This is a genomic window from Myroides sp. LJL116 (assembly GCF_054871685.1).
Window position 1 is genome coordinate 1 of the sequence record NZ_JBTXLR010000006.1, and the last position, 24,427, is coordinate 24,427.

A 24,427-nucleotide genomic window follows, 5' to 3' on the forward strand; every position below is an offset into this window, starting at 1 on the left:
GTTTTGCCATATTTACTTGAATTACTTATACTAATTTAAGTATATTGGATTGTAATTCAAATAATTATAACGGTGTTTTTTACTTAAAAATACAAAAAAGGGGCTATCTCATTTGAGACAGCCCCTTCTTTGTTTGTAAATTTTTAGAGCATTATCCTTTTATAAGGTACGCATATAGCTTACTATAGCGCTTAACTCATTATCCGTCATTTTCTTTGTAATCTCTAAATTAGGTTGCATTAAAACGAATTTAGAAGGATCAACTATAGGCTGACTTTCTCCTTTTAAGAAGCTAACAATATCTGCGTTATGCTTATCGTAAACCTCTAGTATTTCTTTTACACTAGGTCCAATTGCTGCTTTATTTGCTAAATGACAAGAAGCGCAATTCCCCTTACCTTTATAAATTTGTTCGCCTAAGGCTAGTTTTTGCTTCTGTGTTTGAACGGTACGTTGTGGTTGTTTTTCAGTATCACTTTTAGAGCTCTTTTCTGCGCAACTCAATAGCAAAAAGCATCCTATTATTAAAGTTAATACTGCAATACTTCTGTTAAACATAATCTTGCTTTATTAAATTTATATAAAGGTATTACTTATTTAAAAACAAAGCGGCTTCTTTGGCAAAATATGTCGAAATTAAGTCCGCTCCTGCTCTTTTAATACAAGTTAACTGCTCCATCATCACTTGATCATGGTCCAACCAGCCTCTTTCAGATGCAGCCTTTACCATAGCATACTCTCCAGAAACCTGGAATACAGAAACAGGTACATTGACTCTATCTTTAACTTCTCTTACTATATCTAAATAAGCGATACCTGGTTTTACCATAAGTATATCTGCTCCCTCTTCAACATCATATAAAGCTTCTTTAATAGCCTCTAGACGGTTAGCATAATCCATTTGATAGGTCTTTTTATCCTTTGGAATATCTTGATCATCTCTTGGAGCACTGTCTAAGGCATCTCTAAAAGGTCCATAAAAACTAGAAGCATACTTTGCAGCATAACTCATAATACCTACGTCATAAAAACCTTGACTATCTAATGCTTGTCGAATTCTTAGTACTCTACCATCCATCATATCACTAGGTGCCACAAAATCAGCCCCTGCCTGTGCATGAGAAATACTCATTTTCATTAACACCTCTAAAGTAGGATCATTGATTACCTTACCATTTTGGATTAATCCATCATGTCCATAAATAGAATAAGGATCTAATGCTACATCAGGCATAACAATCATTTGTGGGCATGCATCCTTTATAGCTTTTATAGCTTGTTGCATTAAGCCATTTGGATTATAGGCTTCTGAGCAATTATTATCCTTTAGATTGTCTGCTACTTTCACATATATATTCACTGCTTTAATTCCTAAAGCAAATAACTCTTTTACTTCTTTAACTGTCAAATCTAATGACCTCCTAAAAATACCAGGCATAGAAGGAATTGGCTCACATATATTATGTCCTTCTGTGATAAACATAGGAAACATAAAATCAGAAGGAGTTACTATAGTTTCACGAACTAAACTTCTAATTGACTCACTTGTACGAAGTCTTCTACCACGATGAATTGGAAACATATCTTATTTTTTAAGGCTTATCAACAATAAGCCAACTATTATTACTTAACTTAATTAAACAACCCAAGATTTTGGGTACTTTAAAACCTCTATTAATTCCTGTTCTGGACTTCCTTCTTGGGCATTGAAATCGTAGACCCATTTTACAATTGGAGGTAGGCTCATTAAAATAGACTCTATTCTTCCATTTGTTTTCAGACCAAATAATGTCCCTTTATCATGAACTAAATTAAATTCAACATAGCGTCCTCTTCGAATTTGCTGCCAGTTGATATTCTCTTGAGTTACCTCTAAATCTTTAGTACGATGTACAATTGGCAGATAAGCCTCTAGGAAGCTATCTCCTATTTCTGTTACAAATTCATACCAATTTTCCATACTCATCTTGGGCGATTTTTCCAATCGATCAAAAAACAACCCTCCAATTCCTCTTGCTTCATTTCGATGAGTATTCCAGAAGTATTGATCACATTGTTTTTTAAAACAGTCGTAGAAATCCTCTCCATGCTTATCACAAGCTTGTTTACAAACATTGTGAAAATGAACAGCATCTTGCTCAAATAAGTAATAGGGAGTTAAATCTTGACCTCCACCGAACCAACTCTTAAGAATTTCTCCATTTTTATCATACATTTCGAAATAACGCCAATTGGCATGTACAGTTGGAACTTTAGGACTTCTTGGATGAATAACTAAACTAAGTCCACAGGCAAAAAAATCTACATCCTTTACTTGAAAATAGTTTTCCATCTCTTTGGGTAAAGCCCCATAAACCTTAGAAATATTTACTCCTGCTTTCTCAAAAACACCTCCGTTTTCTAAAACACGAGTTCTTCCACCTCCACCTTGTTCTCTTGCCCAAATATCTTGAACAAACGTAGCTTTAGCATCACATTTTTCTAATTCCTTACAAATAGTGTCTTGTAAAGATTCTATATATTTATAAAACTTTTGCTTCATTTTTTATTGTCTACTATAGTAGCATGCTGACTTTAGAATCGGGTTAACTTGGTCATTATCTCAAAAGAGAAAACCTTACTATTGTCCTGTATGTATTGATAGAGGTGCTTTGCTTTGTCTTTAAAGTTGTTATCTTGGATTTGCCATTGCATTAAAATATCCGCAAAGGCCTCCATTTGATCCCATCCAAAATGGAATTTATGTAAATGCTCTACCAATACAGAAGGCTGCATAGCATAAAGCATATCATACTCTAATCCAATTGCTGCAACAACTTGATTCAATTGTTGTTTAAACGTTAAAGATTCCGGTTCAAAACCAAGACTAGATAACTTTTCAACAATTGCCTCAATTCTTTTTTGCTCTTCACTTTTGGTTGACTTATTAAGCATAACTCGATAAATTATTTAAATTCATATTCCTTTACTGCCTCAATAAATGCTTTGGCATTATCAACAGGAATATATGGTAATATTCCATGACCTAAATTCACAATGTATTTATCCTTGCCAAATTCATCAATCATTTGGTGGACCATCTTTTTAATTTCACTTGGAGGGGACATCAATCTACTTGGATCGAAATTTCCTTGAAGGGTAATTTCTCCCCCAGTGAATAAACGAGCATTCTTACCTGAACATGTCCAGTCAACTCCTAATGCACTAGCTTTACTTTTTGCCATTTCAGGTAATGCAAACCAGCATCCTTTTCCAAATACAATAACAGGAGTTAAAGGTGCTAATGCCTCCACGATTTGGTTAATATACTTCCAAGAAAATTCTTGGTAATCCTTAGGAGATAACATTCCTCCCCAAGAATCAAATATTTGCACAGCATCTACACCAGCTTTCACCTTTTCTTTTAAATATAAAATAGTAGTATCTGTAATCTTTTGTAATAAACGATGAGCCGCTTCTGGCTCTGTAAAACAAAAAGCTTTAGCTAAATCAAAATTCTTAGATCCTTGCCCTTGTACAGCATAGCATAAAATAGTCCATGGTGAACCTGCAAAGCCAATTAAAGGCACCTCATCCTCTAGCATTTCTTTGGTTAATTTAATAGCTTCCATTACATATCCAAGGGTTTCCTCAATATTGGGAACAATAACATTATCCACATCTCTAGGGCTTCGAATAGGATTTGGTAACCACGGTCCAACACCTGGCTTCATCTCCACTTCAATATTCATTGCTTGGGGAATGACTAAAATATCACTGAATAAAATCGCTGCATCCGGCTTTACAATACGAATAGGCTGTACAGTAATTTCCGCAGCAATTTCCGGCATTCTACATCGTGTAAAAAAATCATACTTATCCCTTAACTCACGAAATTCAGGTAAGTACCTACCAGCTTGTCTCATCATCCAAACAGGTGGTCTTTCCACTGTTTCTCCTTTTAATGCACGTAAGAATAAATCATTTTTTATCATTTCTCATTTATTTAGTTGTCAATGCCCTAGCATTGAAGTTATTGATAATATCGAATACAAGCTTTAATAGTAGCCTCTATAGTTGGATATTGTGCCAATTCAATATTGGAGGTATACTTTTTTAATGCCTCACTAGTAGTATTTCCTATACTAAAACAGACTTTATCCTCTAGTGTATTATGCTGTAAATAACTATACACAGCCGATGGACTATAAAAACAAACACCTTGGAATAAAGAAGGAATTGGTTTACCTGATGCCTTAGTGTGATAGACATTTATCTCTTGATAAATCATACCATGACTTTTAAAAGCAGTTGGTAGAACCTCACTTCGAATATTCCCTGTGAAAAAACTAATCCTACACAAGGAAAAATCTCGTTGTAAAGTAGGGGCAAGATCTTTAGCATAGTGAGCCCATGCCAGTACATCACAACCCAAAGTTTCTAACATAGTTTTTGTGTTTATTCCAACACAGAAAGCCTTTTTTCCAATAAAAAAACTTTGCCCTTTACTTTCCAAAACACTTTTAATAGCATTTTGACTTGTAAAAAGTAGAAAATCATAAACCTCCTCTAAATCAAAATCAATACTTTGTGTACAAATAAAATCTTCTTCTATCCACTGTAAAGAAGAATTCTCAAGAAGAATTCGATTTTCTGGACTTAATATTTTTGTTGATAAAATAGTTGGAGATATCATGAATTATTTTTTCAATTGTTCTTTTAGTTCTGCCATGGTTTTTTCAGCGCCATTTTCTAAAAGTTCTTTAGCGGCAAAAAAGCCTAACTTCTTCCATTGGTTTAATTCTACTTTCTTCTCTATTAGATGTCTTTGTGTACCATCTAAAGACAATAAAACTCCTGTAAAATCAATAGTTTCTTCTTTAGGGTTATAGGTTGCTAAGGCACCAATTGGAGCGGTACAACCACCTTCCATAGTTTTAAGGAATTGTCTTTCAATGTGAGTAGTCATTTCTGCTTCGTAATCATTCAGTTCACTCACTGCTTGTAAAGAGTACTCATCATTGGCATTTACTACTACCATCATTGCACCTTGGGCAGGAGCTGGAATCATCCAATCTAACTCAATATAGTTTTTTGGTTTTTTAGCAATACGATCTAAACCAGCACTTGCAAAAATGGCTCCCTGCCAATTACTTTGTTCTAGCTTTTGCATACGTGTATTGACATTTCCACGTAATTCCATCATCTTATCACTTGGAAACTTATTTAACCACTGTGCTCTTCTTCTCAAGCTACCTGTTGCAATACTAGAAGAACTTGAATCCTCTAAGAAATCTAAACTGTCCTTGTATACTAAAATATCCTTAGTATTTGCTCTTGGCAAAACTGCTCCTTGAACAATTCCTTGAGGCAAGGCCGTTGGAACATCTTTCATAGAGTGTACTGCGATGTCAATTTGATTATTAAGCATTGCAATATCGAGGGTTTTAGTGAAAATACCTGTTATACCCATTTGATAAAGAGGCTTATCTAAGTTTAAATCCCCTGTGGACTTAACTGGTACTAACTTGGTTTTATATCCATTTTTTTCTAAAAGGGATGCTACACGCTTAGCTTGCCATAATGCTAATTCACTATCACGTGTACCTATTCTAATTACTTTACTCATTATAATTGGTTTGAAATTGAAAAACTTGTTCAATCCACTCAATACTCTGTTCTACAGGGGTTTCTGCTTCCCTAAGATGATTTGCAAACTGAGTGGTAATCTTCTGAATAATACGAGCAGTTATTATTTCAGCTTGATTGGCATTAAAGTTCTCCATTTTTTTTCGATGGTAATCTAATTCTCCATCTTTTATTTGCTCTAATTTACTTTTTAACGAATGTAAGGTTGGCGCAAACTTTCTATGATTGTACCATTCAAAGTATTCCTGTACCATTTCCATAATAATAGCTTTGGCCTGTGGAATATATTGTTTTCGCTGTTCTAATGTTCTATCTGTAACTTTAGATAGGTAATCCAAATGAATTAACTCCACATTTTCCAACTCTCTAACATTGCTATCCACATTTTCAGGCATAGATAAGTCTAGAATTAAAATTTTTCTATTAGGGTTAATCATTGTTTTATCGATAGTAGGCCTTAGAGCTCCTGTAGCAACAATTAAGATATCACTTTGGCTCACCTGCTCAGGCAAGTCCTTATAATCCTTTACAACCACATTAAATTTACCTGCTATTTCTAAAGCTTTTTCCTTGGTTCTATTAATTAAGGATATGTGGGAGTTTTTGGTGTGTTTAACTAAGTTCTCACAAGTATTTCTGCCTATTTTACCTGTACCAAATAAGAGAATGTTTTTAGAACCCACTTGCTCTACACAATCCATAATATATTGAACAGCTGCAAAGGAAACCGAGGTAGCTCCACTACATAGTTTAGTTTCATTTTTAACTCGTTTACTGGCTTGAATCACGCAGTTAACTAACCTTTCCAAATAATGATTAGCTAGTCCTTTTTCTTTGGATAAATTAAATCCATTTTTGATTTGACTTATTATCTCAAAATCACCTAAGATTTGACTATCTAAACCACAGCCTACATTAAATAAATGCTCAACTGCTTGTTTACCTTTATGTACATAAGCAAAACTTGTGAACTCATCTACACTACCATTGGAATAATCACAAAGCAATTTGATAAGCTCAAAAGGATGACAAGCCCAACCATATATTTCTGTTCGATTACAGGTCGAAATAACAAATAAACTAGATAGACCTTGTTGTTTTGCCTTATCTAAAAGTTCTCTTTGCGCATGGGAATCTAAACTAAACTTCCCCCTTACTTGAGCTTGGGCTTTCTTATAGCTTATTCCTACAACATAAAAAACAAGAGAATTTTTGACTTGTAAAGTATTCATTTTAAAAATAGTTTTTCTAAACAGTACACAAATGTAGTTTTAAAGATTAAACTAAAACAACGCTAGAAGGACTATTTATAACGATATGTGGTTAATGCAGTTTTTGGCTATGAATTTAATATTTTTAGTCTAAATTTGTCACATTAACAGGGGTTAAGTCGTATTCAGTATAGAATGATTCTAAACTAAACCATTTAACGCCATTTTTAAGAAATACTAAAAACAACGCTATGAGTCCCATTGAAGAGATAAGTATCGATAAACAGTTTTCGATTATTCGTCTGGAAAATACCTCTAAGGAGGGTCTAACCTTCCAAAAAGAAATGGATACCGATATTATTCAATTCTATTTTTGCTTAAAAGGAAATGGTAAATTTATTTTTAACCAAGGCAATTATTGCCTACCCTTACAACAAGACAAATCCTTACTTTTATATAATCCACAAAAGCCACTTCCTTTACATCTAGAGGTGGGAGAAAATTCTCATATGCTTTGTGTATTAATATCGATTCAAAAATTTCATGCTCTTTTTTCATCGGAAGCTGAGTTCATTGGTTTTTTAACCCAAGAGAATAGAAATAAAAAATACTATCAAGAAGAACAAATCACCCCTTCCATGTCCATTGTTTTAAATCAGATGTTTAATTTTTATATGAATCCATCGATTAAAACTCTTTATTACACTGGTAAAACCTATGAGCTTTTAAGCTTGCTATTCAACCATAATGAAGATTTAAATATTGAAAACTGTCCTTTTTTATCGGATGAGGATGATGTATTAAAAATAAAAAGAGCCAAGGATATTATTATCTCTAAAATGGCTGAACCTCCAACTTTACAAGAGCTAGCCGATACAGTTGGACTGAATATTAAAAAATTGAAACTAGGTTTTAAACAGATCTATGGAGATTCTGTTTTCAGCTTTCTTTTTGATTATAAAATGGAATACGCTAGAAAATTATTGGATAGTTCTAACTATAATGTAAATGAAGTGGGTAGTAAAATTGGATATAGTTCCTCTAGCCACTTTATTGCTGCATTTAAAAAGAAATTTGGGACTACTCCAAAAAAATATTTAATGTCTTTAACCAAATAAAAGGAGTTATGAAAGGTATTTTACTTGTGAATTTAGGCTCACCTGAGTCACCTACTGCTAAGGATGTTAAACCCTACTTAGATGAGTTTTTAATGGACCAAAGAGTAATAGATGTACCCTATCTATTTAGAGCCTTTCTTGTAAAGGGAATTATACTTAATACAAGACCTAAAAAATCAGCGGAGGCTTATAAAAAAATATGGTGGCCAGAAGGTTCTCCATTAATTGTCATCTCACAAAGGCTCACTAAAAAAGTACAAGAACAAGTAGATATACCTGTTGAACTAGCAATGCGTTATGGACAGCCAAGTATTGAACAAGGAATTGATAACTTGCATAAAAAAGGTGTCAAGCAGATCTTAATGATCCCTTTATATCCACAATATTCCATGGCTACTACACAAACAATAGAGGTCTTAGCTAAAGATATAATTGCTGCAAAATACCCGCAAATCCAACTAAGTAGTCTACCGGCCTTTTATAATAAACCACAATATATTGACGCCTTAGCAAGTTCTATAGAAAAGTACCTAAAGACAAAAGACTATGATCATTTACTTTTCTCCTACCACGGGGTACCACAAAGGCATATTAAAAAATCAGATATAACAAAAAGCCATTGTAAAATGGACAAAAGTTGTTGTTCTACCTTCTCTAAGGCTCATGAGTTTTGCTATCGTCACCAATGTTTACAAACGACAGAATCTGTAGCACAGAAATTAGGCTTAGATCCAAATAAATATAGCAATAGCTTTCAAAGTAGACTAGGTCCTGATAAATGGCTACAACCTGCAACAGATAAAACCGTAAATGAGTTAGCTGAAAATGGAATTAAAAAGCTTCTAGTAGTCACACCAGCCTTTGTGGCAGACTGCTTAGAAACCTTGGAAGAAATAGCCATGGAAGCTAAAGAGGAATTTCTACACAGAGGTGGAGAACACTTTGAAACCGTTCCTTGTTTAAATGACGATCCTAAATGGGTAGAGGCATTAGTTGAGTGGATAAATCAATGGAAAAATAACTAAACATGTTATACCTATATATAAAATCTCTACATATTATTTTTGTAGTATGTTGGTTTGCTGGTCTTTTTTACATTGTACGCTTGTTTGTATATTATTGTGAAGCAAATAATATGGAGCAGCAACAAAAAGTAATACTTCAAAACCAATACCAGATAATGGTTGAAAGACTTTTCAACATTATCACCTGGCCCGCTGCGATTTTAACCACCGTGTTTGGTGTAACAATGCTTGTATTGAATCCAAGTTTATTAACCATACCTTGGATGCATATAAAATTAGCCTTTGTTATTTTACTTTGGATCTATCACTTAGGATGTCAAACTTTTGTAAAACAAATAGCCTCTAGAACCCTCACCAAAAAATCTTCTTACTTTAGAATATTTAATGAAGGAGCAACCTTAATACTATTTAGCATTGTGTTTATTGTAATATTAAAAAGTAGTCTGGATTGGATATTTGGGGTGCTTGCCCTATTTGGCTTAGCAATCCTATTAATGTTAGGGATCAGATTATACAAGGCAATTCTAGCTAATAAACAAAGCAAATAATTTCTCTTGCATTGTAGGTGAATTCAGCAAAGCAGGTGAATTTAAGAAAACCTCCCTAGCTTTATTAGAAACTTAAATTATTTACTCTTAATTAAATTACTTATTTTTATCACATACTAACTTGCGTATTATATGTCGATATACAAACTCGGTAATACACAACAAAGAAGAAATTATATGATTTATGAGAACATTATAGTTGAAAACAATGGGCATATTTCGACTATTACTATTAATAGACCTAGTAAATTAAATGCCTTAAATAAAGCTACAATTGAAGAATTACATTCTGCATTAACTACTTTAGAAATCGATAAAGAAATTAAAGTAATTATAGTTACTGGTAGTGGAGAAAAAGCATTTGTTGCAGGAGCAGATATCAAAGAATTCTCTGATTTTAATCTAAGCGAAGGTTCTCAACTTGCTGCCAAAGGTCAAGAGTTGTTATTTGACTATGTACAAAACTTCCCAAAACCAATTATAGCAGCAGTAAATGGCTTTGCATTAGGGGGAGGCCTAGAACTAGCAATGGCATGTCATTTTAGAGTGGCAAGTGAAAATGCAAAAATGGGTTTACCAGAGGTAACTTTGGGATTAATCCCAGGATATGGAGGAACACAAAGATTAGCACAATTAGTAGGAAAAGGATTAGCCATGGAATTAATCATGACTGCTCAAATGATCGATGCTAATAAAGCATTACAAATTGGCCTAGTTAACCATGTACAACCCCTTACAGAGCTTTTAAACTTCACTGAAGAGTTAGCTTTAAAAATAAGTAAGAACTCCACTACAGCAATTGCAAAGGCAATCAAAGCCATCAATGCAAACTACAAAGAAGGAGTTAATGGTTATCATGAAGAAATAAAAGCTTTTGGCGAGTGTTTTGAAACAGAAGACTTCCAAGAAGGAACTACTGCATTCTTAGAAAAAAGAAAACCACAATTCAAAGGAACTGTATAAAACAAAAAGGTCAAGCAAAATTGCTTGACCTTTTTTTATATTAAGGATATTACGATAAAGTAATTTCTTTTGTTTCAAGAAAAAAAGGTAAGCTACCTACATCGCACCGCTACAACCGTATACCTTTGCTGCGTTCCCACCCTGGAGGATTCTACAGGAGCTGGTCGTGTAGGACTTACCTAAGTGCAAATATAGAATCTTTTTAATGACTTTACAAAATTATTCCCCAAAGAAAACTTTCTCAACCCCTACTCTACTTACAATCAACACTTAAACAAGCTGAAAAAAAATCATTGCCTCAGCTATATTAAGTTTCCCACTTCTACACTCCATCCTCACAGTAAATAAAGACAATTTGGATTAGATTTGAAAATCACCTTAATTATATACAAAAAAAAATCCCCCTGAAAATCAGAGGGATTTTTTGTTGGCCTACTAGGACTCGAACCTAGAACGACTGAACCAAAATCAGATGTGTTACCATTACACCATAGGCCATTAACCTTGCAAATCAAAGCGTGATTACTTCTGTATTGCGATTGCAAATCTAGCACATTTATACAAAATACCAAAACTATTTACATCCTTTTTTAAAGTCAAAACATAACTAATTCATTATCAAATAGAATATTTGAAACTTTAACATTTCTTTATGTTTTAAGGCCAAAACAAAGGACTTGAGTAAGGTATAAAAAAAAATCCCTCTGATTTTCAGAGGGATTTTTTGTTGGCCTACTAGGACTCGAACCTAGAACGACTGAACCAAAATCAGATGTGTTACCATTACACCATAGGCCATTAACCTTGCAAATCAAAGCGTGATTACTTCTGTATTGCGGTGCAAAAGTACACCTATTTTTTAAACCTGCAAACTTTTTACTAAAAAAAATTAATTATTTTTATTTTTATCGTTTCACTCAAAAAAAATCTTTTCTTTGTAAGTACAATATTTTTAAATATCAAGCAGTAACAAATATGTTGACATTCAATTACAAAAAGTGGAATATAATCGGTGGATGGCTTTGCTTTCTAATTGCTCTAGTAACCTACAGTCTTACAGTAGAGCCTACAGTTAGTTTTTGGGATCCAGGAGAATATATAGCTACTTCAGCAAAATTACAAGTAGGCCACCCTCCAGGGGCACCTTTTTACCAAATGCTAGGAGCATTTTTCGCTATGTTTGCTTCTTCACCTGAAAAAGTTGCATTAATGGTGAATATGGTTGCTGTAGTTTCAAGCGCATTTACCATTTTATTTATGTTTTGGATTTCTTCTAATATCTTAAAAAAGATAATGGAAAAAACCTCAACTATTACAAATTCTAACGCGATTGTAGTTTTAGGAAGTTCTGCCATTGGTGCTTTAGCATTTACTTTTTCAGATAGCTTTTGGTTCAACGCTGTAGAGTCTGAAGTATATGCTTCTGCAATGTTTTTAATATCCCTACTTTTATATTTAGGTCTTAGATGGGTAGATGATATAGATAATCCAAGAGGAGACAAATGGGTACTACTTATTGCTCTTGTAGCAGGGTGTTCATTCGGTATTCACTTAATGGGCTTATTAGCAATTCCATCAATCGTATTGTTATACTACTTTAGAACTCATTCTAAAATTACAATCAAAAACTTCATTATAGCCAATATAACAGCTGTAGTAATACTATTCTTCCTATTTGCCTTCTTATTCCCTTATACCTTAGCTTTATTTGGTAAAATGGAAATTTTTATGGTAAATAGCATGGGAATGCCATTTAATAGTGGAACTATTTTCGCCTTTTTACTAATCGTAGCTTTCTTTGTATTTGGTTTAAAATACACTACTAAAAAGAACTATGTAAAGCTAAACACTGCAATTCTTGCATTATTATTTGTTTGTGTAGGATTAACATCTTGGATTATGCTGCCAATTAGAGCTAATGCCAATGTTGTAATTAATGAAAACACTCCATCCGATGCCGCAGAATTACTGGCATATTACCAAAGAGAGCAATACGGAAGTGAAAGTATTTATTATGATTCTTATTTTACCAAAGCATACGTTGGTCTAGATAGAAATGATCCCTTTAAGGATGAAAAACCAAACTATGAAAGGGATTATAATACTGGAAAATATGTCATTGTAAATGAATGGAAAAACGCAGGTTATAACTTCAATAAAGAACACAAAGGTTTTCTACCTCGTTTATGGAGTACAGATGCTAGCCATCGTTTAAATTACATGAGATATACACGTCCTTTAGATTTTAAAGTAAAGGCGGAATATGCAGGTACCCCAGAATTAGAACAACTAGTTAGGGATATCAAAGAACAAATGGCTTCCAATCAAATAGGTATTGAGGAATTAGATCAAGTATTTCAAAGTGAATACAGTCAATACCTTGACATTGGTGTACCTACTTTTATGGACAATATGTCTTTTATGGTAGACTACCAATTTGGTTATATGTTTTGGCGTTATTTGATGTGGAACTTCGTTGGTAGACAAGACGACATCCAAGGTCAAGGAGACTTAGCCCATGGAAACTGGCTAAGTGGTATTACCTTTTTAGATGAGATAAGATTAGGCTCACAAAGCAACCTTCCTCAAACTGTTTTAGATAATAAAGGTAGAAACACCTATTATTTCTTACCATTCATTTTAGGATTAATTGGATTTATTTTCCATTTCAGAAAGGACAAAAGAACTTTTTGGGTTCTATTAGTTTTATTTCTATTTACAAGTTTAGCTTTAAAGGTCTTCTTAAATGAACGTCCATTTGAGCCAAGAGAAAGAGATTATGCCGTTGTACCAGCATTTTTTGTATTTGCAATTTGGCTTGGCTTTGGTGTGTATGCTATTTATGAAGGGCTTTCTAAATTTTTAAGTCCAAAAATATCAGCTCCGTTAGTATTGACAACTTGTCTTTTAGCTGCACCTATTTTAATGGCTCAACAAAACTGGGACGATCACGATAGATCTAACAGATATACTGCCTTAGCTAATGCTAAAGCTTATCTAGATTCATGTGAACCTAATGCTATCTTATTTACCATTGGTGATAATGACACTTTCCCATTGTGGTATTTACAGGAGATTGAAGGGTATAGAACCGATGTACGTGTAGTTTGTACAAGCTTACTTCCACTAGATTGGTATATCGATCAAATGAAGGCTAAAACGTATGAATCTGAGCCTCTTCCAATAAAATTCACCCATGATCAATATGTTGGTAACAAAAGAGACTATATAGTTATTCAACCTATTACAGACAAAAGTCTAAATGTGAATTTATTTTTAGATTTTATCCGTTCCGAAGACAAAAGATTACAAACAAAAACCCAAGCAGGAACTACTTCTTATATAGCTCCAACTAATAAAATAACCATTCCAGTTAACAAGGATATCATTGCTAAAAACAATATCGTTTCTCCCTATTTGATGGATCAAGTTGTAGACAGTATAAATGTTGTGATAAACGATTCTGGTTTATATAAACACCGTTTAATGATGCTAGATATCATTGCGAATAACAATTGGGAACGTCCTGTTTATTTCTCAGGTGGTAGTTATAATGACGATGATTATCTATGGATGAAAGATTATTTACAACTTAACGGTTTAACTTATCAATTAGTTCCGATAAAATCACCTAACCCTTCTTCTCATCCAATTGATATGGGAAGTATTGACAGTGATAGAATGTATAATGTCGTGTCAAAGTGGGATTGGGGAAATATGGGCTCTGATGCTATATACCATGACCCGCAAACAAGAAAAAACTCTAATTATTATAGAATTAACTTAGCCCGATTAATGGAACAATTAATCCAAGAGGGCAAATTAGAGAAAGCCAATCATGTTATTGATATCGCAATGGAGAATATGCCATTAAAATATTTTGATGAGCACCGCTTCACTCAATCTTTTGTAGAAGGTTACTATCAAGTTAACCAACCAGAGAAAGCCAGAGAATTAGTTAAGCAGACCATTGACATAATGCAAGGAAAGATTAATTACTATAAATCCCTTCCAGTAGAAGAACTATACTATTATGCTCAAAATCTAAAAGAGGAATTGGAATTATACGGCATGTTAATGCAAATTGTGGTAGAATACGACAAAGAAGAAAGTCAACCACTTACCGAGCAGTATATGACAACTATTATGGAAATTAAAAGTTTAAACGATTTATTACAATAAAACACTTATAAAATGCGATACAATAATGTTATCGCATTTTGTTTTATTTTTGTAAATTAGAGATTCATACATATATAATGATAGAGAATAAAAATCAAGCAAGAACTACATTAGACCAGCTTGGAGAGTTTGGACTAATTGAACATTTAACTAATAACTTTACTTTAGAACAACCTACTTCCATTAGAGGAATTGGAGATGATGCAGCTGTGTTAGATTTTTCGGAGCAAAAAACATTAGTATCAACGGATCTATTAATTGAGGGAGTTCACTTTGATTTAGCTTATGTGCCTTTAAAGCACCTAGGTTATAAGGCTGTTGTTGTTAACTTATCGGATATCTGTGCTATGAATGCGACACCTACACAGATAACGGTATCTATAGCAGTTTCTAACCGCTTCCCTTTAGAAGCCTTAGAAGAACTTTACCAAGGTATAGCTCTTGCTTGTAAACACTATAAAGTTGACTTAATTGGAGGAGATACTACTTCTTCACAAAAAGGTTTAATTATAAGTGTTACAGCTATTGGTCAGGCTAACGAAGAGGATATTGTGTATAGAAGTACAGCAAGTGAAACTGATCTTCTAGTTGTTACAGGAGATATAGGTTCTGCATATATGGGATTACAAGTGTTAGAAAGAGAAAAACAAGTGTTTTTAGTTAATCCTAATAGCCAACCTGACTTAGAAACATATGATTATATCATTGAAAGACAACTTAAGCCAGAGGCACGCGTAGATATTAAACAATTGCTTAAAGACCTAGATGTTAAACCAACATCTATGATTGACATAAGCGATGGACTTTCTTCGGAAATAATCCACCTTTGTAAAGCATCTGATCTTGGGTGTAATTTATATGAAGACAAATTACCACTAGACCCACAATTTATTGCTACATGTGAAGAATTTAATATTGATTCTACTACACTTGCTATAAATGGTGGAGAAGATTATGAGTTATTATTTACCATACCTATGAAAGATTTTGAAAAAGTAAAAGGTAACCCTAATCTAAGTATTATCGGTCATATGGTAGCTCCTAGTGAAGGCATTCATTTAATCACAAGAGCAAATACAAAAATACCACTAAAAGCTAGAGGATGGAATCCTCTAGATGATTCTAGTGAACAATAAGATCACAAAGGTAGCTTTTAAAAAGGCTACCTTTTTTTTGTCCTAAAAAATCTAATTTTTCATCTTTTCTAGGCTTTACTACAGCCTAATTTCTTTTGCACTTAACAAGCAAGCTTTCCTCTGTATTATCTATAGCTTGATACATTAGTAACTCCTGTAAATTGTATAGCTATTAAAAAACCACCTACTCCAAGGACTTATACTCTTTTATACTAGCATAATTAGAATATAACACAAAAGCATTTTTTAAGTTTTTAACATAAAATTGTAAACCTTTATGTGATTACTGCAATTTTTATCCAAATAAACGCTTTTAACTGAAAAAACATCAGCATACTATGTAAATAGCAATCAATTATTTATATTTACGGATACCAAAAAACTATAAAAAATAAAATGATTAAAAAGTATCAACTCAAAGTAAATGATGATGCTGTATTTTTAAGTAAGGATTTAGAAGATTCTTGCATAAATACTGCAAAAACACCAACTGGAGATGTTCATGTTATCAAAGATAATAAGACGTACCAAGCAAGAATTATTTCCAAGGATTTCAACAATAAAAACTATCAAGTTGTTGTTAACAATAATGTTTATAACATAAATATTCAAACTCAACTCGATGAGCTGATTCATCAATTAGGTTTTTCATTAAATCTAGCCAAACAAGTCAATTCTATTAAATCTCCAATGCCTGGACTAATTCTAGAGGTCAATGTAGAAGTAGGTCAACAAGTAAACCAAGGAGACAACCTTCTAATTCTAGAAGCCATGAAAATGGAAAACAACCTAACTTCCCCTAGAGATGGAGTCATTAAGAGCGTCCATGTAAAAAAAGGAGAAACGGTAGAAAAAGGGTTAATATTAATTGAATTTGAATAACTAAAAATGAAAAAAATACTAGTTGCCAATCGTGGTGAAATTGCTGTTCGTGTTATTTCAACAGCCAAAAAAATGGGTATTGAAACGGTAGCCGTATTCTCAGAGGCAGACCGCTTAGCTCCACATGTGAAACTTGCAGACCAAGCTATATGCATAGGTCCTGCCCCATCAAGTGAATCTTATTTATTAGGAGATAAAATCATACAAATAGCAAAGGAATTAGAAGTAGACGCTATACATCCTGGCTATGGTTTCTTAAGTGAGAACTCACAATTTGCCTTAGCATGTAAGCAAAATGGTATCACTTTTATAGGTCCAGATTCTTTCGCTATTGATATTATGGGAAGTAAACTTGCTGCCAAAGAAACTGTTAAGAAATATGATATTCCTATGATTCCTGGCCTAGACCAAGCCATTGAGGATGTTGAGCACGCAAAAAAAATAGCACAAGAAATTGGCTTCCCTATATTAATTAAAGCTTCCGCTGGTGGAGGTGGTAAAGGGATGAGAGTCGTTGAAAATTTAGAAGAATTAGAAGGACAAATGCAACGTGCCATTTCTGAGGCTACTAATGCCTTTGGTGACGGATCGGTATTTATTGAAAAATATATAGGTTCACCACGCCATATTGAGATTCAAATTCTTGCAGATACTCATGGTAATATTGTGCATTTATTCGAAAGAGAATGTAGTATTCAAAGAAGACACCAAAAAGTAGTAGAAGAAGCTCCTTCTTGTGTATTGAGCGATGAGCTAAGACAAGCTATGGGAGAAGCAGCAGTAAAAGTTGCCGCATCTTGTAATTATGTAGGTGCCGGAACAGTAGAATTCCTATTAGATGAAAATTTAAATTTCTATTTCTTAGAAATGAATACACGTCTTCAAGTAGAACATCCTATTACAGAATTAATAACAGGATTAGATCTTGTAGAAATTCAAATAAAAATTGCAAGAGGAGAAGCATTACCATTTAAGCAAGAAGACCTACATATTAAAGGGCATGCTATAGAACTAAGAATTTATGCAGAGGATCCTTTAAATGACTTTTTACCAAGTGTTGGTTTCTTACACCAATATGTTTTACCTAAAGGGGAAGGAATTAGAGTAGATAATGGAATCGAACAAAATATGGAAGTTCCTATCTATTATGATCCAATGCTTGCTAAATTGATTACTTACGGAAAGACCAGACAGGAAGCTATACAATTGATGCTTCAAGCAATAGATGCATATAAAGTGAAAGGTATTTCTACCACTTTACCTTTTGGAAAATTTGTTATGCAACACCCAAGCTTTTTGAGTGGAAAATTTGATACTAATTTCGTTAAGAACTACTACAGTCCGGAATTAATCAAAATGCAATACAAAGAAGAACAAGAAATTGCAGCCTATATTGCATTAAAGCAATATCTAGAAGACCAAACTCAATTACGCTTACCTAATTAATTACCATGAATACTAAAATAGAAAAACTAAAAGACCTTCAAGACCAAGCTAAGCTAGGAGGAGGTCAAAAAAGAATAGATACACAGCATAAAAAAGGAAAACTAACAGCAAGAGAAAGAATCCAATACCTAATGGATGAAGGTTCTTTTGAAGAAATTGGAATGCTAGTAACCCATAGAACAACCGATTTTGGAATGGATAAAGAAATCTATCCAGGAGACGGGGTTATTACTGGATATGGAACAATCAATGGAAGATTAGTATATATTTTCGCACAGGATTTTACTGTATTTGGAGGAGCTTTATCAGAAACGCATGCAGAAAAAATCTGTAAAGTAATGGATATGGCAGTGAAAATGGGAGCTCCAATGATAGGTTTAAATGACTCTGGTGGAGCTAGAATTCAAGAAGGGGTAAGATCTTTAGGAGGTTACGCAGATATCTTTTACCGAAACGTACAATCTTCAGGAGTAATTCCACAAATTTCTGCAATTATGGGGCCATGTGCTGGAGGTGCAGTTTATTCTCCTGCCATGACAGACTTTACAATGATGGTGGAAGGCTCTAGTTATATGTTTGTAACTGGCCCTAGTGTAGTAAAAACAGTAACCAATGAAGAAGTTACTTCAGAGGAGCTAGGAGGTGCAAGTACACACTCAACTAAATCAGGAGTTGCACATACTACTGCGCCAAATGATATTGCTTGTTTAGAAGATATTAAAAAGCTATTAAGCTACTTGCCGCAAAACAATAAGGAAAAACCTCAAGACTTAGCTGTAGAACTTGGACAAGAATACAGAGAAGAACTAGCGGATATAGTACCAACTAATGCAAACAAACCATATGATATGAAACATGTAATTGATCATATCATTGACCAAGATTCCTTTTTTGAAATTCATAAAGACTATGCAGAAAACATTGTAGTAGGTTTTGCTAGATTAGGTGGTAAAAGTATCGGTATTGTCGCTAACAATCCAATGTTTTTAGCAGGTTGTTTAGATGTAAAAAGCTCTATAAAGGCTGCAAGATTTACACGCTTTTGTGATGCATTTAATATTCCATTATTAGTTCTAGTGGATGTACCAGGATTTTTACCAGGAACAGATCAAGAGTGGAATGGTATTATTGTACATGGAGCTAAACTACTTTATGCTTTAAGTGAGGCATCTGTACCTAAAGTAACTTTAATTACTAGAAAGGCCTACGGAGGTGCATATGATGTAATGAACTCTAAGCATATTGGGGCAGACATGAATTTTGCTTGGCCAAATGCAGAAATTGCTGTTATGGGAGCTAAAGGTGCTAGTGAAATCATATTCAAAAAAGAAATTTCTCAAGCAGATGACCCAGAAGCAAAATTAGCAGAGAAAGAGGCAGAATATGCTGATAAGTTTGCAAACCCTTACCGAGCTGCCCAAAGAGGTTTTATCGATGAGGTTATCCTACCACATGAAACAAGAAGAAAACTATTAAAAGCTTTCTCTATGTTAGAGAATAAAGAAATTGCTATACCAAACAGAAAACATGGCAATATTCCATTATAAAAAACAAAAGTAAAATCAGAGAAAAAATGCCTTTTAAATAAAGGCATTTTTTTTATTACCTCTTTAAAACAGACTATAAAATCCTCCTTTTTAAATCCCTTATTATAGATTTTTAAGTCTAAAGCAAGGAATAATAATCTACAAAACATCCTATATATCCAATTTCTCACTGCTTTTTGACCTATTTAGAAGTGAATAAATAGCTTTAGCACAGATAAATAAAACTTTATTATATACTTATCAACAACGTTGATAAGCCCTAGTAACACTAGATATTTACTTACATAGCAGTAACAAAACTATGTTAACTCATTGTAAATCATGTTTTAAAAAACAAAGCAAATAATACCCTGTTTTGCTTACCCCTCCATATTGGTGATAAAATCCTAAAAGTTATCCACAATCCACAGCTCATTTATCTTTTAAAATTACGAATAATGTAATTTTATAAGGAAACAATTACCTATTTTTATACTTTTAATAATCAGTTCGCAACAACTACAAATAAAATATAAAACCATCAATTATGAACAGACGTGATCTCTTAAAGTTAACGGGGACCTTATTTGCAGGTTCTATCTTAACACAAGGTTATGCAGCAAGTAAAGTTTTAGAAACTTTTACTGATTTACCTTTACAATCTAACGACCCATTATATTTACATTATAACGAAAATGCGTTAGGATTATCTCCAAAAGCTAAACAGGCTATTTTAGATACCCTTTCATTATCTAATCGTTACCCAGATCCATATTTAGAAGAATTACAACAAACCATTGCAAATTACTACCAAGTTAAATCTACAGAAGTTACTTTAGGTGTAGGTTCTTCGGATCTGATACGAGCAGTAATTAATAAGTTAGTAATAGATGCTTCAAATAAAAAGCAAAAAATTCAATTAATTACTCCTGACCCAACGTTTGCTTTGGCAGAAGACCATGCAAAAGGATTAGGAATAAAAGTAGTTAGAGTACCTTTAGACAAAGAGTATAAGATGGATATTGCTCAGATGAAAAAACATGCTGATAACTTTAATGGTTATTCTATTGTTTACTTCTGTAATCCAAATAACCCTACGGGTACACTTACCTCAAGTCAAACTATGGCTGATTGGGTAGAAAATGCTAAACAAAAAAACAACTTCTTTATTTTTGATGAAGCATATGCAGAATATATCGATGATCCAACTTTTGAAAGTGGCTTAGAGTTTGTAAAAGAAGATTATAATAATGTTATTGTTCTTCGTACTTTTTCTAAATTATTTGCAATGGCTGGTATGCGTGTAGGATATGGTATAGCAACAGAAAAATTCACTCAAGAGCTTATCACTTATATGACAATCTTAAATATTAGTTTAGCCTCAGCAGTAGCAGCTACAGCTTCCATAAAAGATACAGAGTTTATTGAAAAAAGCTTAGGGAGTAATGCAAAAGCAAAACAAATCACTTTAGCTACTTTAGATGAGTTAGATATTGAATATTTACCTTCACATACCAATTTTATTTTCCATAAAATACAAGGTGATCCAGCAGTATTTAACCAAAGAATGAAAGAAGCAGGTATCATTGTTGGGCGTCCTTTCCCACCTTATAACCAATGGTGTAGAGTTACTTTTGGAACACCAGAACAAATGACACAATACACTACTGTATTAAAAGAATTTAGAGAAAAAGGGTGGATTTAGTCCTTTGTATCTAAAATATAGATAAAATAAAGCCTATTGAAGTCCTTTTCAATAGGCTTTATTTTTCTTAAACACCCAAAATAGAGGCAAATACTAGGTTTTTGGCTCAAAAAAGGTCCATTGTGGAAAACTTCACTCTCACATATAACAAAATGAGCTCAAGACATTTTTAATCTTAAACTCTTTTACTATTTTTGCATTATGGCAAAACAAGATGATATTTTTAAAAACGTAATTTCGCACGCTAAAGAGTATGGATATATTTTTCCATCAAGCGAAATTTATGATGGTTTAAGCGCAGTATATGACTACGCTCAAAACGGTGTAGAGTTAAAAAGAAATATTCGCGAGTACTGGTGGAAATCCATGGTACAAATGCACGAAAATATTGTAGGAATTGATGCCTCAATTTTTATGCATCCTACCACATGGAAGGCTTCTGGTCACGTAGATGCATTTAACGACCCTTTAATTGATAATAAAGACAGTAAAAAAAGATATAGAGCTGATGTTCTTATTGAAGATTACTGTGAAAAATTATATCAAAAAGCACAAAAAGAAATTGAAAAAGCTAAGAAACGCTTTGGAGAATCTTTTGACCAAGAACAATTTGTTCAAACAAATCCAAGAGTAGTAGAATATTTAGCTAAGAAAAAACAAATCTTAGAAAGAATGGCTGCTGGACTGGATTCAGGAGACTTACAAGATGTAAAAGCTTTAATTGAAGAATTAGAAATTGCAGATCCGGAAACAGGTTCAAAAAACTGGACAGAAGTACGTCAGTTTAACTTAATGTTTGGTACAAAACTAGGAGCTTCACAAGACACTGCTATGGATTTATATTTACGTCCAGAAACAGCTCAAGGTATATTTGTTAACTTCTTAAACGTTCAAAAAACAGGACGTATGAAGATTCCTTTTGGAATTGCTCAAACAGGAAAAGCTTTCCGTAATGAAATTGTTGCAAGACAATTCATTTTCAGAATGCGTGAATTTGAACAAATGGAAATGCAATACTTCGTTAAACCTGGAACAGAAATGGAGTACTACGAATTCTGGAAAGAATCTCGTTATAAATGGCACTTATCTTTAGGTATGGGTGAAGAGAATTACCGTTTCCATGATCATGAAAAATTAGCACATTACGCTAATGCTGCAACTGATATAGAGTTTAACTTCCCATTTGGCTTCAAAGAATTAGAAGGAATCCATTCAAGAACAGATTTTGACTTAAAAGCTCATGAAGAGTTTTCAGGAAAGAAATTACAGTTCTTCGACAACGAAACAAATACTTCTTATGTTCCTTATGTAGTTGAAACTTCTGTAGGTTTAGACCGTATGTTCTTATCTATTTTCTCTAAATCTTTAGTAGAAGAGACCCTAGAGGACGGTTCAACTAGAACAGTATTAAGATTACCATCTGTTTTAGCGCCAACTAAAGCAGCTATCTTACCTCTTGTTAAAAAAGATGGATTACCAGAAATAGCTCGCAATATAATTGATGAGTTAAAATGGGATTTCACTGTTGCTTACGATGAGAAAGATGCAGTTGGAAGAAGATACCGTAGACAAGATGCATTAGGAACACCTTTCTGTATTACTGTGGATCACCAAACAATAGAAGACAATACTGTAACTATTCGTCACCGTGACACAATGAAACAAGATCGTGTTGCCATCAAGGATCTAAAAGATATCATTGAAAATGAAGTTTCAATGAAAAATTGGTTAAAGAAAATGCAATAGCATTCCCTAATAACAAAAAGAGTCTCACTAGTGAGACTCTTTTTATTTTATATATGATCTACTATATTACTGATTTACTAGAGTATATAAAGCAAAGGTACCTAACCAATGGCTTCCCATATAATCATCCCCACTTATATTGCCAAAAGCACTTTGAAAAGATTTCTGCCCAAGAGTAGTCAAATTAGGAGCTATACTTGGAACCTTTTTTGCAATTACAAACAAAGCATTTGCTCGACTGAAATTAAGTCCATCTAAATGAACTAGATGTCCATCTGTTCTGTCGCTAACCTTAGCAACTTCAATGGTAAATTCTGGTGTAAAAATACCTGGTAAAAATTGTTCAAGCCATACAGGGTACTCCTCTGAAGATAGGACTTCACTCATTAACTTAGCTTCTTGTAGACAAGGAGATAAAAAATCATGTCCACTTGGCTCGTAAGCTAAATTACAGTCTACATCCTCACTATACAACCTTTTTGCTGTATGTAATAATACTTGCTCAAAATCTTTTAAGTCCATCTGTTTTGCATATTCTAAAGCTAAAGAAAGACCAAAAGCAGTATTATCATGGGTACCTGTTCGAATAGGATAATTTACTTTAGGTAAATATTCGATATATTTTTCTACAAATAAATCAGCTAGTGGTTTTAAGGTAGCGCTCCATCTTTGTGCATCCTTGTCTTCCCACTTTGCTAAGCTTTGATGTAGTTGTAAAAACCAACCCCATCCATAAGTACGCTCAAAATTCTTATTATAAGGTTGTTGAAAAAAAGCCATTTCTACCTGTAAATTTTCAGGAGTAATGATGTCATTTAGCCTTTGACGTATACTACCATCTTGATCAATTTCTGGAAATTGCTGCATTAAAGTAACAATGGACCAAAATCCATGAACAGAGGAATGCCAATCAAAACAGCCATAAAAAATAGGGCGCAACTCTTTTGGCGACTTTAAGTCAGCATCACTATCTAATACTTGACCAAGTTTATTTGGATACTCTAACTCGATACATCCTAAGGGTAACTCAATAATTTTATTGGCTTGTTCTATACTAAGTTCTAAAGAGGCAATATTCTTTGAATCTAAAGTATTGGTATTGGGTTGGCTAGTTTTATTCTGACAGCCGAAAAAAGCAATAGTTCCTAAAAAAACTACATATACAATTTTTCTCATTTAAAATGGGTTTAGTGAATAGATACTAAAAATACATAAATACTTTTATACTCAATATCTATTAATGATCTTAACAACATAATTGTAACAAAGCAAAATCTTACTGCCTAAAAATGACACTATTACTACCCTACT

General features: G+C 33.4%; 20 protein-coding genes, 2 tRNA genes and 1 other RNA gene. 11 read left to right on the plus strand and 12 right to left on the minus strand.

Annotated features, from left to right (window positions below):
* Nucleotides 1-159: 159 nt before the first annotated feature.
* From ACYSNM_RS06410 to hemA, 8 genes are read right to left on the minus strand one after another with little or no spacing between them, the layout of a single operon-like run.
* Entirely contained in the window at nucleotides 160-558 is a 399-nt protein-coding gene (locus tag ACYSNM_RS06410; RefSeq protein WP_461756137.1) for a c-type cytochrome, read from the minus strand.
* Between the two features lie 31 nt (nucleotides 559-589).
* Nucleotides 590-1,582 (minus strand): porphobilinogen synthase, encoded by a 993-nt coding sequence (hemB, locus tag ACYSNM_RS06415; protein ID WP_461756138.1) that lies wholly within the window; start codon nucleotides 1,580-1,582, stop codon nucleotides 590-592.
* A gap of 54 nt (nucleotides 1,583-1,636) precedes the next feature.
* Nucleotides 1,637-2,542, minus strand: coding sequence for an oxygen-dependent coproporphyrinogen oxidase (gene hemF, locus ACYSNM_RS06420; RefSeq protein WP_461756139.1), 906 nt, complete (start codon nucleotides 2,540-2,542; stop codon nucleotides 1,637-1,639).
* Between the two features lie 32 nt (nucleotides 2,543-2,574).
* Complete coding sequence (locus tag ACYSNM_RS06425; protein WP_461756140.1) at nucleotides 2,575-2,934, minus strand: hypothetical protein; 360 nt, start codon at nucleotides 2,932-2,934, stop codon at nucleotides 2,575-2,577.
* A gap of 11 nt (nucleotides 2,935-2,945) precedes the next feature.
* Nucleotides 2,946-3,974 carry a uroporphyrinogen decarboxylase gene (gene hemE / locus ACYSNM_RS06430; RefSeq protein WP_461756141.1) on the minus strand — a complete coding sequence of 343 codons (1,029 nt, stop codon included), beginning with the start codon at nucleotides 3,972-3,974 and terminating at the stop codon, nucleotides 2,946-2,948.
* Nucleotides 3,975-4,012: 38 nt separating this feature from the next.
* Nucleotides 4,013-4,675, minus strand: coding sequence for a uroporphyrinogen-III synthase (locus tag ACYSNM_RS06435; RefSeq protein ID WP_461756142.1), 663 nt, complete (start codon nucleotides 4,673-4,675; stop codon nucleotides 4,013-4,015).
* Nucleotides 4,676-4,678: 3 nt separating this feature from the next.
* Nucleotides 4,679-5,608 carry a hydroxymethylbilane synthase gene (hemC, locus tag ACYSNM_RS06440; protein ID WP_461756143.1) on the minus strand — a complete coding sequence of 310 codons (930 nt, stop codon included), beginning with the start codon at nucleotides 5,606-5,608 and terminating at the stop codon, nucleotides 4,679-4,681.
* Complete coding sequence (hemA, locus tag ACYSNM_RS06445) at nucleotides 5,601-6,860, minus strand: glutamyl-tRNA reductase (protein ID WP_461756144.1); 1,260 nt, start codon at nucleotides 6,858-6,860, stop codon at nucleotides 5,601-5,603. Before hemA ends, hemC begins: the two co-directional genes overlap by 8 nt.
* Nucleotides 6,861-7,090: 230 nt before the next feature.
* Between hemA and ACYSNM_RS06450 the strand changes: the two genes are divergently transcribed.
* The 4 genes from ACYSNM_RS06450 (at nucleotide 7,091) to ACYSNM_RS06465 (ending at nucleotide 10,493) form a co-directional block, all read left to right on the plus strand.
* A complete protein-coding gene (locus tag ACYSNM_RS06450) occupies nucleotides 7,091-7,957 on the plus strand; it encodes a helix-turn-helix domain-containing protein (RefSeq protein ID WP_461756145.1) in 867 nt (288 codons plus the stop codon).
* An 8-nt stretch (nucleotides 7,958-7,965) separates the two neighbouring features.
* Complete coding sequence (gene hemH, locus ACYSNM_RS06455; protein ID WP_461756146.1) at nucleotides 7,966-8,982, plus strand: ferrochelatase; 1,017 nt, start codon at nucleotides 7,966-7,968, stop codon at nucleotides 8,980-8,982.
* A gap of 2 nt (nucleotides 8,983-8,984) precedes the next feature.
* Nucleotides 8,985-9,530 carry a CopD family protein gene (locus ACYSNM_RS06460; protein ID WP_461756147.1) on the plus strand — a complete coding sequence of 182 codons (546 nt, stop codon included), beginning with the start codon at nucleotides 8,985-8,987 and terminating at the stop codon, nucleotides 9,528-9,530.
* A gap of 177 nt (nucleotides 9,531-9,707) precedes the next feature.
* Nucleotides 9,708-10,493: an enoyl-CoA hydratase/isomerase family protein gene (locus ACYSNM_RS06465; RefSeq protein WP_461756254.1), complete on the plus strand. Its 786-nt coding sequence runs from the start codon at nucleotides 9,708-9,710 to the stop codon at nucleotides 10,491-10,493.
* 82 nt (nucleotides 10,494-10,575) lie between these two features.
* On the opposite strand, the gene ffs is transcribed toward ACYSNM_RS06465, so the two are convergent.
* From ffs to ACYSNM_RS06480, 3 genes are all read right to left on the minus strand, one after another.
* An RNA gene (ffs, locus tag ACYSNM_RS06470) (signal recognition particle sRNA small type) lies at nucleotides 10,576-10,674 on the minus strand.
* A gap of 246 nt (nucleotides 10,675-10,920) precedes the next feature.
* Nucleotides 10,921-10,991 (minus strand) — tRNA-Gln (locus tag ACYSNM_RS06475).
* A 229-nt stretch (nucleotides 10,992-11,220) separates the two neighbouring features.
* Nucleotides 11,221-11,291, minus strand: a tRNA-Gln gene (locus tag ACYSNM_RS06480).
* Between the two features lie 177 nt (nucleotides 11,292-11,468).
* Here ACYSNM_RS06480 and ACYSNM_RS06485 point away from each other — a divergent pair.
* From ACYSNM_RS06485 to ACYSNM_RS06515, 7 genes are all read left to right on the plus strand, one after another.
* Nucleotides 11,469-14,675: a glycosyltransferase family 117 protein gene (locus ACYSNM_RS06485; RefSeq protein WP_461756148.1), complete on the plus strand. Its 3,207-nt coding sequence runs from the start codon at nucleotides 11,469-11,471 to the stop codon at nucleotides 14,673-14,675.
* A 77-nt stretch (nucleotides 14,676-14,752) separates the two neighbouring features.
* The gene (gene thiL, locus ACYSNM_RS06490) at nucleotides 14,753-15,811 is read left to right on the plus strand and encodes a thiamine-phosphate kinase (RefSeq protein ID WP_461754136.1); all 1,059 of its coding nucleotides are present in this window, start codon (nucleotides 14,753-14,755) and stop codon (nucleotides 15,809-15,811) included.
* Between the two features lie 396 nt (nucleotides 15,812-16,207).
* Nucleotides 16,208-16,693 (plus strand): acyl-CoA carboxylase biotin carboxyl carrier protein subunit, encoded by a 486-nt coding sequence (locus ACYSNM_RS06495; RefSeq protein WP_461756149.1) that lies wholly within the window; start codon nucleotides 16,208-16,210, stop codon nucleotides 16,691-16,693.
* 6 nt (nucleotides 16,694-16,699) lie between these two features.
* The gene (gene accC / locus ACYSNM_RS06500) at nucleotides 16,700-18,139 is read left to right on the plus strand and encodes an acetyl-CoA carboxylase biotin carboxylase subunit (RefSeq protein WP_461756150.1); all 1,440 of its coding nucleotides are present in this window, start codon (nucleotides 16,700-16,702) and stop codon (nucleotides 18,137-18,139) included.
* A gap of 5 nt (nucleotides 18,140-18,144) precedes the next feature.
* The gene (locus ACYSNM_RS06505; protein ID WP_461756151.1) at nucleotides 18,145-19,686 is read left to right on the plus strand and encodes an acyl-CoA carboxylase subunit beta; all 1,542 of its coding nucleotides are present in this window, start codon (nucleotides 18,145-18,147) and stop codon (nucleotides 19,684-19,686) included.
* Nucleotides 19,687-20,212: 526 nt separating this feature from the next.
* A complete protein-coding gene (locus ACYSNM_RS06510) occupies nucleotides 20,213-21,370 on the plus strand; it encodes a pyridoxal phosphate-dependent aminotransferase (RefSeq protein WP_461756152.1) in 1,158 nt (385 codons plus the stop codon).
* A 201-nt stretch (nucleotides 21,371-21,571) separates the two neighbouring features.
* Complete coding sequence (locus ACYSNM_RS06515; RefSeq protein WP_461756153.1) at nucleotides 21,572-23,116, plus strand: glycine--tRNA ligase; 1,545 nt, start codon at nucleotides 21,572-21,574, stop codon at nucleotides 23,114-23,116.
* A gap of 66 nt (nucleotides 23,117-23,182) precedes the next feature.
* On the opposite strand, the gene ACYSNM_RS06520 is transcribed toward ACYSNM_RS06515, so the two are convergent.
* Complete coding sequence (locus ACYSNM_RS06520) at nucleotides 23,183-24,292, minus strand: DUF2891 domain-containing protein (RefSeq protein ID WP_461756154.1); 1,110 nt, start codon at nucleotides 24,290-24,292, stop codon at nucleotides 23,183-23,185.
* Nucleotides 24,293-24,427 lie beyond the last annotated feature (135 nt).

Excerpts from the sequence above, each read along its gene's own strand:
- ACYSNM_RS06410 (WP_461756137.1), bottom strand. The coding sequence starts at position 558 with ATGTTTAACAGAAGTATTGCAGTATTAACTTTAATAATAGGATGCTTT.
- hemB (WP_461756138.1), bottom strand. The coding sequence starts at position 1,582 with ATGTTTCCAATTCATCGTGGTAGAAGACTTCGTACAAGTGAGTCAATT.
- hemF (WP_461756139.1), bottom strand. The coding sequence starts at position 2,542 with ATGAAGCAAAAGTTTTATAAATATATAGAATCTTTACAAGACACTATT.
- ACYSNM_RS06425 (WP_461756140.1), bottom strand. The coding sequence starts at position 2,934 with ATGCTTAATAAGTCAACCAAAAGTGAAGAGCAAAAAAGAATTGAGGCA.
- hemE (WP_461756141.1), bottom strand. The coding sequence starts at position 3,974 with ATGATAAAAAATGATTTATTCTTACGTGCATTAAAAGGAGAAACAGTG.
- ACYSNM_RS06435 (WP_461756142.1), bottom strand. The coding sequence starts at position 4,675 with ATGATATCTCCAACTATTTTATCAACAAAAATATTAAGTCCAGAAAAT.
- hemC (WP_461756143.1), bottom strand. The coding sequence starts at position 5,608 with ATGAGTAAAGTAATTAGAATAGGTACACGTGATAGTGAATTAGCATTA.
- hemA (WP_461756144.1), bottom strand. The coding sequence starts at position 6,860 with ATGAATACTTTACAAGTCAAAAATTCTCTTGTTTTTTATGTTGTAGGA.
- ACYSNM_RS06450 (WP_461756145.1), top strand. The coding sequence starts at position 7,091 with ATGAGTCCCATTGAAGAGATAAGTATCGATAAACAGTTTTCGATTATT.
- hemH (WP_461756146.1), top strand. The coding sequence starts at position 7,966 with ATGAAAGGTATTTTACTTGTGAATTTAGGCTCACCTGAGTCACCTACT.
- ACYSNM_RS06460 (WP_461756147.1), top strand. The coding sequence starts at position 8,985 with ATGTTATACCTATATATAAAATCTCTACATATTATTTTTGTAGTATGT.
- ACYSNM_RS06465 (WP_461756254.1), top strand. The coding sequence starts at position 9,708 with ATGATTTATGAGAACATTATAGTTGAAAACAATGGGCATATTTCGACT.
- ACYSNM_RS06485 (WP_461756148.1), top strand. The coding sequence starts at position 11,469 with ATGTTGACATTCAATTACAAAAAGTGGAATATAATCGGTGGATGGCTT.
- thiL (WP_461754136.1), top strand. The coding sequence starts at position 14,753 with ATGATAGAGAATAAAAATCAAGCAAGAACTACATTAGACCAGCTTGGA.
- ACYSNM_RS06495 (WP_461756149.1), top strand. The coding sequence starts at position 16,208 with ATGATTAAAAAGTATCAACTCAAAGTAAATGATGATGCTGTATTTTTA.
- accC (WP_461756150.1), top strand. The coding sequence starts at position 16,700 with ATGAAAAAAATACTAGTTGCCAATCGTGGTGAAATTGCTGTTCGTGTT.
- ACYSNM_RS06505 (WP_461756151.1), top strand. The coding sequence starts at position 18,145 with ATGAATACTAAAATAGAAAAACTAAAAGACCTTCAAGACCAAGCTAAG.
- ACYSNM_RS06510 (WP_461756152.1), top strand. The coding sequence starts at position 20,213 with ATGAACAGACGTGATCTCTTAAAGTTAACGGGGACCTTATTTGCAGGT.
- ACYSNM_RS06515 (WP_461756153.1), top strand. The coding sequence starts at position 21,572 with ATGGCAAAACAAGATGATATTTTTAAAAACGTAATTTCGCACGCTAAA.
- ACYSNM_RS06520 (WP_461756154.1), bottom strand. The coding sequence starts at position 24,292 with ATGAGAAAAATTGTATATGTAGTTTTTTTAGGAACTATTGCTTTTTTC.